The organism is Acidovorax sp. DMC1 (assembly GCF_056314325.1).
Map to the genome: position 1 here is coordinate 484,581 of NZ_JBQUYO010000002.1, position 16,686 is coordinate 501,266.

Below are 16,686 nucleotides of genomic sequence, written 5' to 3' on the forward strand. Positions count from 1 at the left end.
CTTGAGGCTCCAATTCACCCATGCCCTGGCACGGGCGCCGCATGGCCTCATGGAGCCACGCGCCTGCTGCCGGGGCCCTACCACCGGAGTCCGCATGAAACGCCTTGTTCGAGCCACCTTCCTGTCTACCACCCTGGCAGTGTTCGCCGGCCATGCCAGTCTGGCCTCAGCCCAGACTACACCCCCTGCCGATGCCTGGCCCCAGCGTCCGGTGCGCATGGTGGTGCCCTTCCCGCCCGGCGGCGGCACCGACGTGGTGGCACGTGCGCTGGCACAGAAGCTGGCTGGCCGCCTGGGCACGGCGGTGGTGATCGACAACAAGCCGGGCGCCTCTACCATCATCGGCACCGAAGCCGTGGTGCGCGCCGACCCGGACGGCTACACGCTGCTGGTCTCGGGCTCCACCAGCTACACGGTCAACCCGGCGCTGCGCAGCAAGCTGCCCTATGACCCGGCCAAGGACCTGGTGCCCGTAGCCACCGTGGCCCGGGCGCCGCTGGTGCTGGTCGTCAGCGCCGGCGCGCCGTACAAAGAACTGAATGCGCTGATCGCGGCGGCCAAGGCCAAGCCCAAGAGCATCCACTACGCCACCTTCGGCTCGGGCTCCGGTCCGCACCTGGCAGGCGCGCTGCTGGAGCAGGCGGCTGGGATCCAACTGCAGGACGTGCCTTACCGGGGCAGCAGCCAGTCGCTGATCGCCCTCATGGGCGGTGAAATCCAGTTGGGCATCGACACCGTGGCCGCTGCGGCGCCGCAGGTGAAGGCCGGCAAGCTGCGCGCCCTGGCCATTGCTGGCAAGTCGCGCTCCAGCATGCTGCCGGGGGTGCCCACGGTGGAGGAACTCAAGCTGCCCGACGCCGTGTTCGACGCGTGGTACGCCATCGCCGCCCCCGCCAAGACACCACCATCCGTCATCCGCAAGCTGGTGACCGAGGTGGAAGCCGTCACCCGCGACAGTGGCCTGCAGGAACAGATGCGCACCCAGGGCATGGAACCCGTGCACCTGGGCCCCGTGGCCACGCGCGCCATGATCGATGACGAGATCGGCCGCTACCGCGCGCTGGCCCACCGCGCCAAGATCGTGGTGGATTGAAGAACACATGAACAGGACCTGCACGATGAACCGCCAACAGCTCATTCAAAACGTCCAGCGCTACTTTGACGAAGGCCGCTTTGCCACCGACCTGCGCCGCCGTGTGGCCTGGTGCACCGAAAGCGACACCGGCAAGGTGCCGCCCGAACTGCGCGCCTACCTCACCGACGAAATGGTGCCCTGGCTCACGCCTCTGGGTTTTGAGTGCGAGGTGCTCGACAACCCCTCGCCGCAAGGCGGCCCCTTCTTGGTGGCACGCCGCGTTGAAGACCCTGCGCTGCCCACCGTGCTCACCTACGGCCACGGCGACGTGGTCAACGGGCAGGACGCGCAATGGCGCGAGGGCCTTTCGCCCTGGGAGCTGACCATAGAAGGCGAGCGCTGGTACGGCCGGGGCGCGGCCGATAACAAAGGCCAGCACACCGTGAGCCTGGCCGCACTGGCCCACACCATCGAGGCCCGGGGCGGCCGCCTGGGCTACAACGTGACGCTGCTCATGGAGATGGGCGAAGAGGCAGGCTCGCCCGGCCTGGCCGCCTTCTGCGAGCAACACCGCGATGCATTGAAGGCCGACCTGTTCGTGGCCAGCGACGGCCCCCGTGTGAATGCGGGCCACCCCACCCTCTTTCTGGGGTCGCGCGGTGCGATCAATTTCTCGCTCGCCGTGCGCAGCCGCGACAAGGCCTATCACTCGGGCAACTGGGGCGGCGTGCTGGCCAACCCGGCCACGGTGCTCACGCACGCACTGGCCACGCTGGTGGATGCCAAGGGTCGCATCCTCGTCAAAGGACTGCTGCCACCTGCGGTGCCCGACAAGCTGCGCACTGCCCTCAAAGACGTGGTGATTGGCACCGGAGCCGATGACCCCGCGCTCACCCCCGGCTGGGGCGAGCCCGGCCTCACCCCAGCCGAGCAGCTGGTGGGCTGGAACACGCTGGAACTGCTGGCGCTGGGCGCGGGCAACGCGCAGCGGCCCATCAATGCCATCCCTGCACAGGCCGTAGCGCATTGCCAGCTGCGCTTTGTGGTGGGCACCGATTGGCAGAACGTGCAGGCCACGCTGCGCGAGCACCTGGACGCGCATGGCTTCAACCAAGTCGAAATCACCATGGGCATGCACTGCGGCGCCACGCGGCTCGATCTGCACAACCCCTGGGTGGACTGGACGATGGCCTCGCTGCAGGCCAGCGCCGGTCAGCCGGCCACGCTGCTGCCCAACCTGGCAGGCTCGCTGCCCAACGACATCTTTGCCGACCAGCTGGGCCTGCCCACGCTGTGGGTGCCCCACTCGTACCCTGCCTGCGCCCAACATGCGCCCAACGAGCATTTGCTGGCACCCGTGGCCCGCGAAGGTTTGGCGGTGATGGCCGGGTTGTTCTGGGACCTGGGCGAGCCCCAAGGGACGCCGTGGACGGAAGGGCGCACCGCCCGGCAAGAGGCGACGGCCTGACGGCTGTGCCCGACGATTCGTCAATAAACAAAGGGGCTCTGCTGGGCCCCTTTGTTTTGCTCTTGCAGAGTCACAGGGCCATGCCCTGCCTCGGTCACAAAGCAGGGTCGCGCAGCTCCCAGCGGATCACGTCGATGGCCTTCAGCACCTCGGGCGAGAGAGTCGTACCCCAGGCATTCAGGTCTTCCTCCAGCTGCGCCACCGACGTCACGCCGATGATGGTGCTGGCCACCTGCCACTTGGTGTAGCAGAACGCCAGCGCCATCTGGGTAGGCGTCATGCCGTTGGCGCGGGCCAGCGCGTTGTAGCGGCGCGATGCCTCCAGCGCCTCGGGGCGGCCCCAGCGCTGTTTGCGCACGGATTCATACGATGCAATGCGCGCGCCCTGCGGGGCATTGGGTCCGGTGATGCCGCTTTCGTCGTACTTGCCGGTCAGCAGGCCAAAGCCCAGGGGCGAATAGGCCAGCAGCGACACATCCAGGCGGTGGCAGGTTTCATCCAGCCCGTTTTCCCAGGTGCGGTTGATGAGGCAGTACGGGTTCTGCACGGTGGCGACACGCGGCAGGCCATGCTGCTCGGCCAGACGCACGAACTCGTGCACGCCAAAAGGGGTTTCGTTGGACAGGCCGATGTAGCGCACCTTGCCCGCCTTCACCAGCCCGGCCAGCGCTTCCAGCTGCTCGCGGATGGGGGTTTGCGACGTTTCCTTGGCGGGGTCGTAATACAGATTGCCAAACGCGGGCACATGGCGCTCGGGCCAGTGGATCTGGTAGAGGTCGATCACATCGGTCTGCAGGCGGCGCAGGCTGCCTTCGCACGACGCCACGATATCGGCCGCCGTCATGCCCTTGCCCTCGCGCACCCAGGGCATGCCGCGCGATGGGCCCGCCACCTTGGTGGCCACCACCAGCTTCTGGCGCGCGCCGGGGTTCTTGGCAAACCAGTTGCCGATGATGGTTTCAGTCGCGCCAAAGGTCTCGGCCCGGGCGGGCACAGCGTACATCTCGGCCGTGTCGATGAAGTTCACGCCGCGCGCAAGCGACTGGCTCAGGATGGCATGCGAGTCGGCCTCATTGACCTGCTCGCCGAAGGTCATGGTGCCCAGGCAAATGGGGGTGACAAGCAGGTCACTCTGACCCAAGCGGACGGTGTTCATGCGGTGAAGGCTCCAGATGGTGGAAAAGGAAACAGGGCCTACTGCGACCCCGGCTGACGATGGTACAAGCGATCGCCAAAACCTGCCGGGCGCCGGACTCCTTGGTGACACCGCAGGGCGCCCCGCCAGCGCGGCGGCAACGTAACATTGGCACAGCATGTACCAAGTTCTCACCCCTTCGCGCAGCAGCACACTGGCGCTGCGGCACCTCAACTACCACGTCCGCCACTGGGGCCCAGAGCACAGCGACCTGCCCACGCTGGTGCTCCTGCACGGCTGGATGGACGTCAGTGCCTCCTACCAGTTCACGGTGGATGCGCTGCGCCAGCCGCGCCGCATCATCGCGCCGGACTGGCGCGGCTTCGGCCTGACCACCGGGGCACCGGTGGACCACTATGTGTTTGCCGACTACCTGGCCGACCTGGACCTGCTGCTGGACCACTACGCGCCCGGCGAAGCCATCGACCTGGTGGGCCACAGCATGGGCGGCAACGTGGCCATGATGTATGGCGGCGTGCGGCCCGAGCGGGTGCGCAAGCTTGTCAACCTCGAAGGCTTTGGCCTGCCCGCCACACGCCCCGCGCAGGCGCCCACGCGCTACGCGCAATGGATCGACGAAATCAAGCAGCTGCACCAGGGCACCAAGGAACTCAAGACCTATGACAGCGCCGACGGTGTGGCCCACCGCCTGATGAAGACCAACCCCCGCCTGTCCGAAGACAAGGCCCAATGGCTGGCCCAGCACTGGGCGCGGCCCAACGCTCAGGGACAGTGGGAAATCCTGGGCGACCCCGCCCACAAGATCACCAGCGCGCAGCTGTACCGCGCGGACGAGGCGCTGGCCATCTACGAACGCATAACCGCACCCGTGCTGGCCATCGAGGCCAGCGGCGACAGCCTGGGCCAGTGGTGGAACGGCCGGTACACCCTGGACGAATACCACCAGCGCCTGACCCATGTGCGCACCTGCAGCACGGCCGTTGTGCAAGACGCAGGCCACATGCTGCACCACGATCAGCCCGAGCAGGTGGCGCAGCTGATCGAAGCGTTTTTGGATGCTGCCTGAGGCAATTTGACGCCCTAGCGCCTCCAAGCGCTAGTGGATATTGCCTGAGCAGCTATCATTTTTGATATTCACCCGGCAGATTGCCCGCCGGGCTCCACGCGCCGCTGCAGCGACCGCCCCGCGCAAAGGGCATTGCCGGGGCACTTAGAGCCTGTTCAAAGTCTTTTGGAGATCGCATTGGAGCGCAATCGGGATGAGTGGATGCTTCGGATGCGCCGCATGGGCTCATGCCCATGCAAGCAGCCGGGGCGCCAACACTCCAAGTTCATCGGCCCGATTTCGCTCCAACCCTTCGGGCAAGTGCCTTGCCGGGCGGTTTGCTGCGTTGCGGCGCTTGTGGATAGCCGAGCTATCCACGGCGCACCGCGCCTTGCATCCCATCCCGGCAAGGGACTTGTGAGACTCCAAAAAGACTTTGAACAGGCTCTTATCCTTCCCATGAGAAAATCGCGGGTTATTCCACAGAACACGCAGGACAAGAATCATGGACGCAGAACGCATCAACCTCATCGGCACCACCCTCGAAGACCTGGCTCAGCGCACCGCTGAGTTACGGAGGTATCTTTGACTTCGATGCCAAGTTCGAACGCCTGCGCACGGTAAACGCATCGCTGGAAGACCCCGCGGTCTGGAACGACCCCAAGAAGGCCCAGGAGCTGGGCAAGGAACAGAAGTCGCTCTCCAGCGTGGTGGTGACGCTCGACAAGCTCACCCGTGAGCTGGCCGACAACGCCGAGCTGTACGAGATGAGCAAGGAGGAAGGCGACGAGGCCGGCCTCATCACCATCGAGGCCGAGGCCGCCAAGCTCAAGCCGCTGATCGAGGAGCTGGAGTTCCGCCGCATGTTCCGCAATGAGGCCGACCCGCTCAACTGCTTTGTGGACATCCAGGCCGGCGCCGGTGGCACCGAGGCCTGCGACTGGGCCAGCATGCTGCTGCGCCAGTACCTCAAGTACGCCGAGCGCAAGGGCTTCAAGGCCACGGTCGAAGAAGAAACCCCGGGCGACGTGGCCGGCATCAAGAGCGCCACGATCAAGATCGAGGGTGAATACGCCTTCGGCCTGCTGCGCACCGAAACCGGAGTGCACCGCCTGGTGCGCAAGAGCCCGTTCGACAGCTCCGGCGGCCGCCACACTTCGTTTGCGTCGCTGTTCGTCTACCCCGAGATCGACGACTCCATCGAGATCAACATCAACCCGGCCGACGTGCGCACCGACACCTTCCGCGCATCGGGCGCGGGCGGCCAGCACATCAACAAGACCGACTCGGCCGTGCGCCTGACGCACATTCCCACCGGCATCGTGGTGCAGTGCCAGGACGGCCGCAGCCAGCACAGCAACCGCGACGTGGCGTGGCAGCGCCTGCGCAGCCGCCTGTATGACTTCGAAATGCGCAAGCGCATGGAAGAGCAGCAAAAGCTGGAAGACACCAAGACCGATGTGGGCTGGGGCCACCAGATCCGCAGCTACGTGCTGGACAACAGCCGCATCAAGGACCTGCGCACCAACGTCGAAATCTCGGCCACGCAAAAGGTGCTGGACGGCGACCTGGACGCCTTCATCGAAGCTTCGTTGAAGCAAGGCGTCTGAGCGATGCGGATGCGCACCGACGCCATCATCTTCGACATGGACGGCACCATGATCGACTCGATGCCCTGGCACGCCCAGGCATGGGTCGAGTTTGCTCGCCGCCGGGGCATGGACATCGACGTGCCCGACCTCATGGCGCGCACCACGGGCCGCAATGGCACCGAGTGCATCGTGGAACTGCTGGGCCGCCCTGTGTCGCAGGACGAGGCCGACGCGCTCACGCACGAAAAAGAAACCATCTACCGCGAGCTATTCGCCCCACGCTTCTCCGAAGTGGCCGGGTTTCGCCAGTTCGCGGCGCAGGTGCGTGCCCGTGGCCTCAAGGTGGCCGTGGGCACGGCGGGCGACATTGGCAACGTGGAATTCGCCCTGGGCCACCTCGGCCTGGAGCCCGCGCCGCAGGCCATCGTGCGCGGCGACGAGGGCCTGCCTGGCAAGCCCCAGCCCGCCATTTTTCTCGAAGCCGCGCGCCGCATTGCAGCCGACCCGGCGCACTGCATCGTTTTTGAAGATGCACCCTTTGGCATCGAGGCCGCACGCCGCGCAGGCATGCGCGCCGTGGCCATCTGCAGCACCCACACGCCCGAACAACTGGCCGGGCCCCATGTGCTGGCCGCCGTGCGCGACTACACCGAACTCATGAACACCGACTTTCTGGAGAGCATCCATGTTGCAACTGCATAAAGCCGACGGAAGCGGAGACGGCGCGGCCCCGGCCATCGCCATCCGCCGCGAGGACTACACCGCCCCCGCCTACTGGATCGACAGCGTCGAGCTGACCTTCGACCTGGACCCGGCCAAGACGCGCGTGCTCAACCGCATGACGCTGCGTCGCAATCCCGACGTGGCCGCGCAGCCGCTCAAGCTCGACGGTGACGACCTGAACCTGGCGCGCGTGCTGGTCAACGGCCAGGGCACATCGTTCAAGATGGAAGGCACCCGCCTGGTGCTGGAGAACCTGCCCGAAGGCTCCGAGCCCTTCGCGCTGGAGATCTTCACCACCTGCTGCCCCGCCAAGAACACGCAGCTCATGGGCCTGTACGTGAGCCAAGGCACCTTCTTCACGCAGTGCGAGGCCGAGGGCTTCCGCCGCATCACCTACTTCCTGGACCGGCCCGATGTGATGGCCAGCTACACCGTCACACTGCGCGCCGACAAGGCCCAGTACCCGGTGCTGCTGAGCAACGGCAATCTGGTGGACAGTGGCGACCTGGAAGACGGCCGCCACTTTGCGAAGTGGGTCGACCCGCACAAGAAGCCCTGCTACCTGTTCGCTCTGGTTGCGGGCAAGCTGGTGGCCCGCGAGCAGAAGATCAAGAGCCGCTCGGGCACCGACCACCTGCTCCAGGTCTACGTGCGTCCGGGCGACTTGGGCAAGACCGAACATGCCATGAACTCGCTGATGTACAGCGTGGCCTGGGACGAAGCCCGCTTCGGCCTGCCGCTGGACCTGGAGCGCTTCATGATCGTCGCCACCAGCGACTTCAACATGGGCGCCATGGAGAACAAGGGCCTGAACATCTTCAACACGAAGTACGTTCTGGCCAGCGAATCCACCGCCACCGACACCGACTTTGCCAACATTGAAAGCGTGGTCGGCCACGAGTACTTCCACAACTGGACCGGCAACCGCGTCACCTGCCGTGACTGGTTTCAGCTGAGCCTGAAGGAGGGCCTTACCGTCTTCCGCGACCAGGAGTTCAGCATGGACCTCGCGGGCAGCCCCTCGGCCCGCGCCGTCAAGCGCATCGAGGATGTGCGCGTGCTGCGCACCGCCCAGTTCCCCGAAGACGCGGGCCCCATGGCCCACCCGGTGCGGCCCGACAGCTACGTCGAGATCAATAACTTCTACACCGTCACCATCTACGAAAAGGGTGCCGAGGTGGTGCGCATGCAGCACAACCTGGTGGGCCGCGAAGGCTTTGCCAAGGGCATGAAGCTGTACTTCGAACGCCACGACGGCCAGGCCGTGACCTGCGATGACTTTGTGCAGGCCATTGCCAATGCCAACCCGGGCAGCCCGCTGGCGCAGCACCTGCCCCAGTTCAAGCGCTGGTACAGCCAGGCCGGCACACCCCGCGTGCGCGCCACGGGCCGCTACGACGCCGCCACACGCTGCTATGCGCTCACGCTGTCGCAAAGCTGCGCGGCTACGCCCGGCCAAAGTGAGAAGCTGCCCTTCGTCATCCCAGTGGAGCTAGGCCTGATCGACGCCACCACCGGTGCCGCCCTGCCCTTGCACCTTGCGGGCGAAGGCGCTGCAGAAGGTGCTACCCACGCCACCTCGCGCGTGGTGGTGCTCACCGAAGCATCGCAGACCCTGACCTTCACCAACCTGGATGCCGAACCCGTGCCCTCGCTGCTGCGCGGCTTCAGCGCGCCCGTGGTGCTGGACATCGACTACACCGACGCGCAGTTGCTCACCCTGCTGGCGCACGATGCCGACGCCTTCAACCGCTGGGAAGCAGGACAGCGCCTGGCACTGCGGATTGCTATCAATACAATAGCTGACGAGACATATAAAACCAGCGCTAACGGCCGATTTGACCAAGCCATCCTGTCTGCAGAGTTTGTGGAAGCCATGCGCAGCGTGCTGCGCAACCCGGCCCTGGATGCCGCATTCAAGGAGCTGGTGCTCACGCTGCCCTCCGAAACCTACATCGCCGAGCAGCTGGAGGTAGTGGACCCTCAGCGCATCCACGCGGTACGCGAAGCCATGCGCGAAGAGCTGGCGCTAGCACTGCAGGCCGACTGGGAAACTGCCTGGGAGCAGAACCAGGACACCGGCGGCTACCGCCCCGACCCCGTCTCCTCCGGCCGCCGCGCGCTCAGCGGCCTGGCGCTCCACATGCTGTGCATTGCCGCGCAGAAGACCGGCGATGTGGTGTGGCCCGGCAAGGCATACCAGCGCTTCAAGGTGGCCGGCAACATGACGGACCGCTTCAACGCCCTGACCGCCCTGGTAGCCAGCGGCAGCGAGCTGGCCGCCCCTGCCCTGGCACGCTTTCACGCCATGTTCAAGGACGAGCCGCTGGTCATCGACAAGTGGTTTGCATTGCAAGCTGGCGCCCCGGACCGTGGCGGCAACGTATTGCCCGCCGTGCGCCAACTCATGTCGCACCCGGACTTCAGCCTCAAGAACCCGAACCGCGCACGCAGTGTGATCTTCAGCTACTGCAGTGCCAACCCCGGCGCGTTCCACCGGTCGGACGCAGCGGGCTACGTGTTCTGGAGCGACCGCGTCATCGAGCTGGACGCCATCAACCCACAGGTTGCCGCGCGCCTTGCGCGTGCGCTCGACCGCTGGAAGAAGCTGGCAGACCCGTGGCGCAGCGCCGCCCGCGAGGCCATCGCCCGCGTCGCCGCCAAGCCCGACCTGTCCAACGATGTGCGCGAGGTGGTGACCCGCGCGCTCGCCGAATAAACCACGACCGAGAAGAGACTGACATGGCAAAAAGCATCAGCCTGACCCGCTACCTCGTTGAGCAGCAACGGGTGGACGGCCTCATCCCCTCGCAATTGCGCCTGCTGCTCGAAGTGGTGGCCCGCGCTTGCAAAAGCATCAGCCACGCCGTGAACAAAGGTGCGCTGGGCGGCGTGCTGGGTACGGCCAGCAGCGAAAACGTGCAGGGCGAGATCCAGAAAAAGCTCGACATCATCGCCAACGAGGTGCTGATCGAAGCCAACGAATGGGGCGGCCACCTGGCGGCCATGGCGTCCGAAGAAATGGACGGCATCTATCTGGTGCCCAACCGCTACCCGCAAGGTGAATACCTGCTGCTGTTCGACCCCCTGGACGGCTCCAGCAACATCGATGTGAACGTGAGCATCGGCACCATCTTCAGCGTGCTGAAGAAGCCCGACGGTGATCGGGGCGTGGAGGAAGGCGACTTCCTCCAGCCCGGCACGCAGCAAGTGGCCGCAGGCTACTGCATCTACGGCCCGCAAACCACGCTGGTGCTCACTGTGGGCGACGGCGTGGCGATGTTCACGCTGGACCGCGAACAAGGCTCCTTCGTGCTGACCGAAGAGAACATCCGCATTCCCGAAGACACCAAGGAATTCGCGATCAACATGAGCAACATGCGCCACTGGGACGAGCCCGTGAAGCGCTACATCGACGAATGCCTGCAGGGCAAGGAAGGCCCGCGCGGCAAGGACTTCAACATGCGGTGGATTGCCAGCATGGTGGCAGACGTGCACCGCATCCTGACCCGTGGTGGTGTCTTCATGTACCCCTGGGACAAGCGCGAACCCAACAAGCCCGGCAAGCTGCGCCTGATGTACGAGGCCAACCCCATGGGCTGGCTGGTCGAACAAGCCGGTGGCGCTGCCACCAACGGCAAGCAACGCATCCTCGACATCCAGCCCACGCAGTTGCACGAGCGTGTCAGCGTGATCCTCGGCTCAAAAAATGAAGTCGAACGCGTGACCAGCTACCATTCCACGCTATAATTCAAGGCTAAGCCGGTGTAGCTCAGTCGGTAGAGCAGCTCATTCGTAATGAGAAGGTCGGGTGTTCGATTCATCTCTCCGGCACCAAATAAAAAGCCCTGATTCCCAAGAGTCAGGGCTTTTTTCTTGGCGGCCTCGAAAGGTCAAGAAATCGACCCACTGCATCGCAGGCTCCCCGACCATAGCCGAGACCATGGGATGGTGGCCGATGCCCTCCAAAACGGCCATTGCGGCGGCAAGGCATCGGCCAGCAACAAGCCCCCCCCACGACAGGCACCCGCCTTCGTCAACAATCGTTTCTTGCGCCAGATGCAGAGCGAGGATGGCACCTTGGATGTTTGCAAACGCCAGCAACTGATGCAGACTGTGCGCCTCAGTCGGCGCCCAAAGATGGCCCATCCGTTGGCGGCCGGCTGCGTACGCAATCCCCTCACTCCAACTACCACCAGCAGCATCATCATGAGTGTCGAACGCAGAGGCAGCATGGACCGCCGCAGCGGCAAGGATCGCCGCCAGGAAGAAAAAGGTCCACCCACCAATTTCGAACGGAGGCGAGCCATTGAGGCGCGTCAGCCCGAATTGACCGAACTGCACATGAGCGAGGATGAGCTCAAAGCCTTGGGTTTTGCCCCCAATCCTTCGGGCAATGCCCGAAAGGCCAGCTAGGCCTCAAGCCTGCCGCCTACGCAGGCATTCATCCCGCCTATAAGTCACCACACGTCGCCGGCGGAGCGCGGCGCCCCTATTGTTCAGCGTCTGAGATCGGCATGCTGATCAGGCGGTGCGCCACCATATCCAGTGCGGGCCTTGCATTGCCCTGCTTGTCTGTCCACACACGGGGATTCAAGCTGCCAGAAAGCGCCACGGAATCACCATCGCGCAATCGATGCAGGGACGCGCACAGATCGTCATCAAAGGCGATGACGTTGACGAACAGCACTTCGCCTTCTGCAGTACTGGCCCTGACCTTCGCCAGGCTGTAAGCCTTGCCCGCCTTGTCCGTGCGGCGCTCCGCCTCACCATATAGCCGTCCGGCTACCAAGCCATCAATCATGAGGTCTCCTTGCCCATCACGGGGCGCTGGGCTGTTATGCCTTAGTAGCCATCCTTCGCCGCCGTCCGGCTGGCATAGCCACCACGGGCTCTTGATTTCGCCGCCTTCAGAACACAGAGGCGCCAGTGTGAATCCGGAGGGCCGACCTTCCAGCGCCAGCGGTGATGCAAAGAAAGCCCGAAGCGACAAAAGCAAAAAAGCCCAGAACCTTTCGGTTCTGGGCTTTTGCTAACAATGGTCGGCGTGGCGGGATTCGAACTCGCGACCCCTTGCACCCCATGCAAGTGCGCTACCAGGCTGCGCTACACGCCGACAAGACTTAGATTATATGCAGAAAAAAGCTCAGTTCAGAGAAAGTAGCGCACGAATTTCAAATAATTCTTGGCGCACTGCGTTGGAGTCCAGAGAAAAGCCTGCAGCAACGATGGAAAGGTCGCGCGTGCTGTCCACCAGCATGCTGGGCAGCTCGGTATCTTGCGCCACGGAAACCTCGTCGCCCCCCCCTCCATCCCGCACCGGATGGGCAAGCTCTTGCAGGCGATTGCGCGCCCCACTGATGGTGAAGCCTTGGTCGTACAGCAGATCACGAATCCGGCGAATCATCAGCACCTCATGGTGCTGGTAGTAGCGGCGGTTGCCGCGCCGCTTCATCGGGCGCAACTGCGTGAACTCCTGCTCCCAGTAGCGCAACACATGCGGCTTGACGCCGCACAGCTCCGCGACCTCACCAATCGTGAAGTATCGCTTGGCGGGAATGGAAGGGAGGGTGGTGCCCATGAGATGCAGGTTCAAACGGGAAAGCTTTCAAGCGTACTGCAGACCAGCCTGCACCGCCAGCCACCAAGAACATCTTGGCAACAAAAACAGCACAAATTCACGCAGCAGCCGCCGTCTGGATCTGCTCCTTGAGCTTGCTGCTGGCGTGGAAGGTCACCACACGGCGCGCCTTGATGGGAATGGCCTCTCCCGTGCGCGGATTGCGCCCGGGACGGGGTGCCTTGGTCCGAATCTGAAAGTTGCCAAAGCCCGAGAGCTTGACGTCCTTGCCCTCGACCAGGCTCTGGGCGATCAGGTCGAAAAAGGCGTCAATCATGTCCTTGGATTCGCGCTTGTTCAGGCCGATCTGATCGAACAACAGATCTGCCAACTGCGCCTTGGTCAGTGCCGGTGTCTCCAGGCTTTCGACTGCAAATTCGATCATGGTTGGTCACTCCCCTTGGACATCGTCACACCCGCAGACGAGCGCCTGTGCGCTGCGTCAGCTGCGTTATCACGGACTGCACTGCGGCGTCGATTTCCGCCTCGGTGAGCGTGGCTTCGTCGCGGCCGAGGGTGAGGCGCACAGCCAGGCTTTTTTCACCGGGTGCCAAGCCCCCTGCAGGTGCCTCTTCGCCAGCACGCAGCGCCTTGGGCCGGTACACATCGAACAGCACCGCAGAGCGCAGCATGCCGCCGGGAACAGCCTGCTCGACCGCGCCCATGATGTCGGCGTGGGTCACACGCTCGGCCACCACCACGGCCAGATCGCGCTCGACCGCCTGGTGTTTGGTCACGGGCTTGAACTGTGGCACCACACGTTGCAGTACAGCGTCCAGCTCCAGCTCGAACATCACAGGCGCCTGGGGCAGGTCCCACGACTGACGCCATTGCGGATGCAGTTCGCCCACAAAACCAATCGCGCGACCAGCGACCAGAACGCGCGCGCAGCGGCCGGGGTGCATCGCTGGGTGGTTGCCGGGTTCGAACGTTGCGCGCAGAGGGGCCAGCAGGGCCTCCACGTCGCCCTTCACATCGAAGAAATCGATGGCCTGCTCTTTGCGCCCCCACTGCAGCATGTCGTTCGGACCATAGGCGAGACCGGACACACGCATGGGCTGGTGGAAACCTTCCACCGTGGTGTCGGTATTGCGCACACTGCCGTCCCGCAGGAACACGCGGCCCAGTTCAAAAACACGCACCCGCTCGGCCTTGCGATCGAGGTTGAACTTCAAAACTTGTAGCAAAGAACCCAATAAAGTCGATCGCATCACGCTCATCTGGCTGGCAATCGGGTTCAGCAGCTTGATGGGCTGGCGATTGGCAGCCAGCTCATGCTCCCACCGCTCTTCCACAAAGCTGAAATTGATCGTTTCCTGATAGCCCAGCGCTGCCAGCGATCGGCGCACCGCAAACGGGCTGCGGGTAGCCTCTAGCGCCAGCTTGGGCGTGATGGGGGCCAAAGGCGGAGTGGTCGGCAGGTTGTTGTAACCCACCATGCGGGCGACCTCTTCGATCAGGTCTTCCTCGATGGTGATGTCGAAACGGAACGATGGGGGCGTGACCGTCAGCGTGCCATCGCCCTGCACCACTGGCAGGCCCAGGCGCTGCAAGGCGTCTGCGCACTGCGCCTGGGTCAGCGGCATGCCGATGACCTTGGCGGCGCGCGCCACGCGCAGCGTGACGGGCTGGGGCGCAGGCAGGTTCACGGCCTGATCATCCATGGGACCGCAGGCGGTGTCGGGCGTGCCGCAGATGTCGATGACCAGCTGGGTGATGCGCTCGATGTGCTCCACCGTGAGGCTCGGGTCCACGCCACGCTCAAACCGGTGACCGGCATCTGTCGAAAAGTTGAACCGGCGCGAGCGGCCCGCCACCGCCTTGGGCCACCAAAAAGCGGCCTCGATGTAGATGTGCCTGGTGTCATCCGACACAGCCGTGGCGTCACCGCCCATGATGCCTGCCAGGGACTCCACCTGGCTGTCATCCGCGATCACCCCCACCTTGTCGTCCACGGTGATGGTGTTGCCATTGAGCAGCTTGAGCTGCTCGCCCGGCTTGCCCCAGCGCACATCCAGCCCGCCATGGATCTTGTCCAGATCAAAAATGTGCGACGGACGCCCCAGCTCGAACATCACGTAGTTGGAGATATCCACCAGCGGAGACACACCACGCTGGCCGCAGCGCGCTAGGCGATCCAGCATCCACTGGGGCGTGGCAGCGCGCGTGTTCACGTTGCGCACGATACGGCCCGAGAAGCGGCCGCACAGATCGGGAGCGCTCACCTTCACCGGCAGCGTGTCTGCCAGCTTGGCAGCCACCGCAGGGAACGCGGGACTTTGCAGCGGTGCACCCGTCAGTGCAGACACCTCGCGTGCAATGCCATAGACGCTCAGGCAATGCGCCAGATTGGGCGTGAGCTTGAGCGTGAACAGCGTGTCGTCCAGATTCAGGTACGCGCGGATGTCTTGGCCCACCGGCGCTCCAGCATCCAGCTCCAGGAGGCCGCCGTGGTCTTCTGACAGCTTGAGCTCACGCGCCGAGCACAACATGCCCTGGCTTTCCACGCCGCGCAGCTTGCCCACCTTGATGAGAAACGGCTTGCCGTCATCACCCGGAGGCAATTCAGCGCCCACCAGGGCGCATGGCACCTTGATGCCCACGCGGGCATTAGGCGCACCGCACACGATGTTGAGCAGTGCGCCCCGCCCCACGTCCACCTGGCACACACGCAGGCGGTCAGCATCAGGGTGCTGGACGGCTTCTTTGATCTCGCCCACAACGATCTTGGTGAACGGTGGGGCTACGGGACGCAGCTCCTCTACTTCGAGGCCCGCCATGGTCAGCGTTTCAGCCAGCTCGGCCGTCGTCAAGGGAGGGTTGCAGAACTCGCGCAACCAGGATTCAGGAAATTGCATAGTCGGACACTCTTGTACGGAAGGTGCGCGGCGCAGGGCAGGCCCTGCGCGCTGCGTGAAGTCGGCGGGCTTTACTGGAACTGCGACAGGAAACGGATGTCGCCGTCAAAGAACAGGCGCAGATCATTGACGCCGTAGCGCAGCATGGTCAGTCGGTCTGGCCCCATGCCGAACGCAAAGCCGATGTACTTCTCGGGATCGAGACCCATGTTGCGCACCACGTTGGGGTGCACCTGGCCAGAACCCGCCACCTCCAGCCAACGACCCGCCAGCGGGCCCGTCTGGAACTGGATATCGATCTCGGCGCTGGGCTCCGTGAACGGGAAGAAGCTGGGACGGAAGCGCAACACGAGGTCATCGCTTTCGAAGAACGCGCGGCAGAAATCCGTGAAGATGACCTTCAGGTCCTTGAAGCTCACGTTCTCGCCGATCCAGAGGCCTTCGCACTGGTGGAACATGGGCGAGTGCGTGGCGTCGCTGTCCACGCGGTAGGTGCGGCCGGGAGCGATCACGCGGATTTCGGGCATAGCCTGACCGGCATCCAGCGCGGCGCGGTGCTTCTTCACGTGCTGCACCGCATGGCGGATCTGCATGGGGCTGGTGTGGGTGCGCAGCAGGTTGGGTGCGGTGGCGGTGCCGCCTTCCACGTAGAACGTGTCGTGCATGGACCGCGCAGGGTGGTCTTCCGGCGTGTTCAATGCGGTGAAATTGAACCAGTCTGTTTCGATCTCGGGGCCTTCGGCCACATCAAAACCCATGGAACCGAAGATGCCCTGGATGCGTTCGAGGGTGAGCGAAACGGGGTGGAGCCCACCTTGCCCTCGCTGGCGACCTGGCAGACTCACGTCCAGCGCTTCGGCCTTGAGCTGCAGTTGCAGTTCCGCATCGGCCAACGCCTGGCGGCGCGCAGTGAGCGCCGCTTCGATGGCCTGCTTGGCGACGTTGATGGCTGCACCGCGGGATTTCTTTTCCTCGACGGACAGCTGAACCATGCCCTTCATGAGCTCCGTCACGCGACCCGACTTGCCCAAAAACTGCGCCTTGGCGTTTTCGAGGTCAGCAGGGGTGGCGCTTTGAGCAAACAGTTGCGTCGCGCTCTCAACCAGTGAATCCAACTCGTTCATAACGACTCTTTCATGACTTACGCAA

At 64.3% G+C, this 16,686-nt stretch carries 14 protein-coding genes and 2 tRNA genes; 9 read left to right on the plus strand and 7 right to left on the minus strand.

What is annotated here, in order from left to right; translation table 11 throughout:
• The first annotated feature begins 94 nt into the window (after positions 1-94).
• On the plus strand, positions 95-1,093 hold the full coding sequence (locus ACT531_RS06670; RefSeq protein WP_476016897.1) for a Bug family tripartite tricarboxylate transporter substrate binding protein: 999 nt from the start codon (positions 95-97) through the stop codon (positions 1,091-1,093).
• A gap of 25 nt (positions 1,094-1,118) precedes the next feature.
• A complete protein-coding gene (locus tag ACT531_RS06675; RefSeq protein ID WP_476016898.1) occupies positions 1,119-2,543 on the plus strand; it encodes a M20 family metallopeptidase in 1,425 nt (474 codons plus the stop codon).
• A gap of 94 nt (positions 2,544-2,637) precedes the next feature.
• Here the strand turns inward: ACT531_RS06675 and ACT531_RS06680 are convergent, their stop codons facing one another.
• Entirely contained in the window at positions 2,638-3,699 is a 1,062-nt protein-coding gene (locus ACT531_RS06680; RefSeq protein ID WP_476016899.1) for an aldo/keto reductase, read from the minus strand.
• A gap of 157 nt (positions 3,700-3,856) precedes the next feature.
• Between ACT531_RS06680 and ACT531_RS06685 the strand changes: the two genes are divergently transcribed.
• The 7 genes from ACT531_RS06685 to ACT531_RS06715 all read left to right on the plus strand — a co-directional run bounded on the left by ACT531_RS06685 (position 3,857) and on the right by ACT531_RS06715 (position 11,475).
• Positions 3,857-4,765 (plus strand): alpha/beta fold hydrolase, encoded by a 909-nt coding sequence (locus ACT531_RS06685; RefSeq protein ID WP_476016900.1) that lies wholly within the window; start codon positions 3,857-3,859, stop codon positions 4,763-4,765.
• Between the two features lie 484 nt (positions 4,766-5,249).
• Positions 5,250-6,354, plus strand: a protein-coding gene (gene prfB, locus ACT531_RS06690) for a peptide chain release factor 2 (RefSeq protein WP_476016901.1) whose coding sequence is annotated in 2 segments (ribosomal slippage) — positions 5,250-5,330 and positions 5,332-6,354 — 1,104 coding nt in all. Because the reading frame shifts where the segments join, the coding sequence is not laid out codon by codon here.
• Positions 6,355-6,363: 9 nt separating this feature from the next.
• Complete coding sequence (locus ACT531_RS06695; protein ID WP_043565428.1) at positions 6,364-7,038, plus strand: HAD family hydrolase; 675 nt, start codon at positions 6,364-6,366, stop codon at positions 7,036-7,038.
• Entirely contained in the window at positions 7,022-9,778 is a 2,757-nt protein-coding gene (gene pepN / locus ACT531_RS06700) for an aminopeptidase N (RefSeq protein ID WP_476016902.1), read from the plus strand. The genes ACT531_RS06695 and pepN overlap by 17 nt, the downstream gene beginning before the upstream one ends.
• Before the next feature lie 23 nt (positions 9,779-9,801).
• The gene (locus ACT531_RS06705; protein WP_063460605.1) at positions 9,802-10,809 is read left to right on the plus strand and encodes a class 1 fructose-bisphosphatase; all 1,008 of its coding nucleotides are present in this window, start codon (positions 9,802-9,804) and stop codon (positions 10,807-10,809) included.
• A gap of 11 nt (positions 10,810-10,820) precedes the next feature.
• Positions 10,821-10,896, plus strand: a tRNA-Thr gene (locus tag ACT531_RS06710).
• A gap of 111 nt (positions 10,897-11,007) precedes the next feature.
• Complete coding sequence (locus ACT531_RS06715; protein ID WP_476016903.1) at positions 11,008-11,475, plus strand: hypothetical protein; 468 nt, start codon at positions 11,008-11,010, stop codon at positions 11,473-11,475.
• A gap of 76 nt (positions 11,476-11,551) precedes the next feature.
• Here the strand turns inward: ACT531_RS06715 and ACT531_RS06720 are convergent, their stop codons facing one another.
• The 6 genes from ACT531_RS06720 to pheS all read right to left on the minus strand — a co-directional run bounded on the left by ACT531_RS06720 (position 11,552) and on the right by pheS (position 16,661).
• Positions 11,552-11,863, minus strand: coding sequence for a single-stranded DNA-binding protein (locus tag ACT531_RS06720; protein WP_295942217.1), 312 nt, complete (start codon positions 11,861-11,863; stop codon positions 11,552-11,554).
• A gap of 235 nt (positions 11,864-12,098) precedes the next feature.
• A tRNA-Pro gene (locus ACT531_RS06725) sits at positions 12,099-12,175 on the minus strand.
• 30 nt (positions 12,176-12,205) lie between these two features.
• On the minus strand, positions 12,206-12,640 hold the full coding sequence (locus tag ACT531_RS06730; protein WP_343734730.1) for a MerR family transcriptional regulator: 435 nt from the start codon (positions 12,638-12,640) through the stop codon (positions 12,206-12,208).
• A 97-nt stretch (positions 12,641-12,737) separates the two neighbouring features.
• Positions 12,738-13,064 carry an integration host factor subunit alpha gene (locus ACT531_RS06735; RefSeq protein ID WP_110961273.1) on the minus strand — a complete coding sequence of 109 codons (327 nt, stop codon included), beginning with the start codon at positions 13,062-13,064 and terminating at the stop codon, positions 12,738-12,740.
• A gap of 25 nt (positions 13,065-13,089) precedes the next feature.
• Complete coding sequence (gene pheT / locus ACT531_RS06740; protein ID WP_476016904.1) at positions 13,090-15,537, minus strand: phenylalanine--tRNA ligase subunit beta; 2,448 nt, start codon at positions 15,535-15,537, stop codon at positions 13,090-13,092.
• Positions 15,538-15,608: 71 nt separating this feature from the next.
• Positions 15,609-16,661, minus strand: coding sequence for a phenylalanine--tRNA ligase subunit alpha (pheS, locus tag ACT531_RS06745; RefSeq protein ID WP_343734732.1), 1,053 nt, complete (start codon positions 16,659-16,661; stop codon positions 15,609-15,611).
• Positions 16,662-16,686: the final 25 nt, after the last annotated feature.

Excerpts from the sequence above, each read along its gene's own strand:
- ACT531_RS06670 (WP_476016897.1), top strand. The coding sequence starts at position 95 with ATGAAACGCCTTGTTCGAGCCACCTTCCTGTCTACCACCCTGGCAGTG.
- ACT531_RS06675 (WP_476016898.1), top strand. The coding sequence starts at position 1,119 with ATGAACCGCCAACAGCTCATTCAAAACGTCCAGCGCTACTTTGACGAA.
- ACT531_RS06680 (WP_476016899.1), bottom strand. The coding sequence starts at position 3,699 with ATGAACACCGTCCGCTTGGGTCAGAGTGACCTGCTTGTCACCCCCATT.
- ACT531_RS06685 (WP_476016900.1), top strand. The coding sequence starts at position 3,857 with ATGTACCAAGTTCTCACCCCTTCGCGCAGCAGCACACTGGCGCTGCGG.
- ACT531_RS06695 (WP_043565428.1), top strand. The coding sequence starts at position 6,364 with ATGCGCACCGACGCCATCATCTTCGACATGGACGGCACCATGATCGAC.
- pepN (WP_476016902.1), top strand. The coding sequence starts at position 7,022 with ATGTTGCAACTGCATAAAGCCGACGGAAGCGGAGACGGCGCGGCCCCG.
- ACT531_RS06705 (WP_063460605.1), top strand. The coding sequence starts at position 9,802 with ATGGCAAAAAGCATCAGCCTGACCCGCTACCTCGTTGAGCAGCAACGG.
- ACT531_RS06715 (WP_476016903.1), top strand. The coding sequence starts at position 11,008 with ATGGTGGCCGATGCCCTCCAAAACGGCCATTGCGGCGGCAAGGCATCG.
- ACT531_RS06720 (WP_295942217.1), bottom strand. The coding sequence starts at position 11,863 with ATGATTGATGGCTTGGTAGCCGGACGGCTATATGGTGAGGCGGAGCGC.
- ACT531_RS06730 (WP_343734730.1), bottom strand. The coding sequence starts at position 12,640 with ATGGGCACCACCCTCCCTTCCATTCCCGCCAAGCGATACTTCACGATT.
- ACT531_RS06735 (WP_110961273.1), bottom strand. The coding sequence starts at position 13,064 with ATGATCGAATTTGCAGTCGAAAGCCTGGAGACACCGGCACTGACCAAG.
- pheT (WP_476016904.1), bottom strand. The coding sequence starts at position 15,537 with ATGCAATTTCCTGAATCCTGGTTGCGCGAGTTCTGCAACCCTCCCTTG.
- pheS (WP_343734732.1), bottom strand. The coding sequence starts at position 16,661 with ATGAACGAGTTGGATTCACTGGTTGAGAGCGCGACGCAACTGTTTGCT.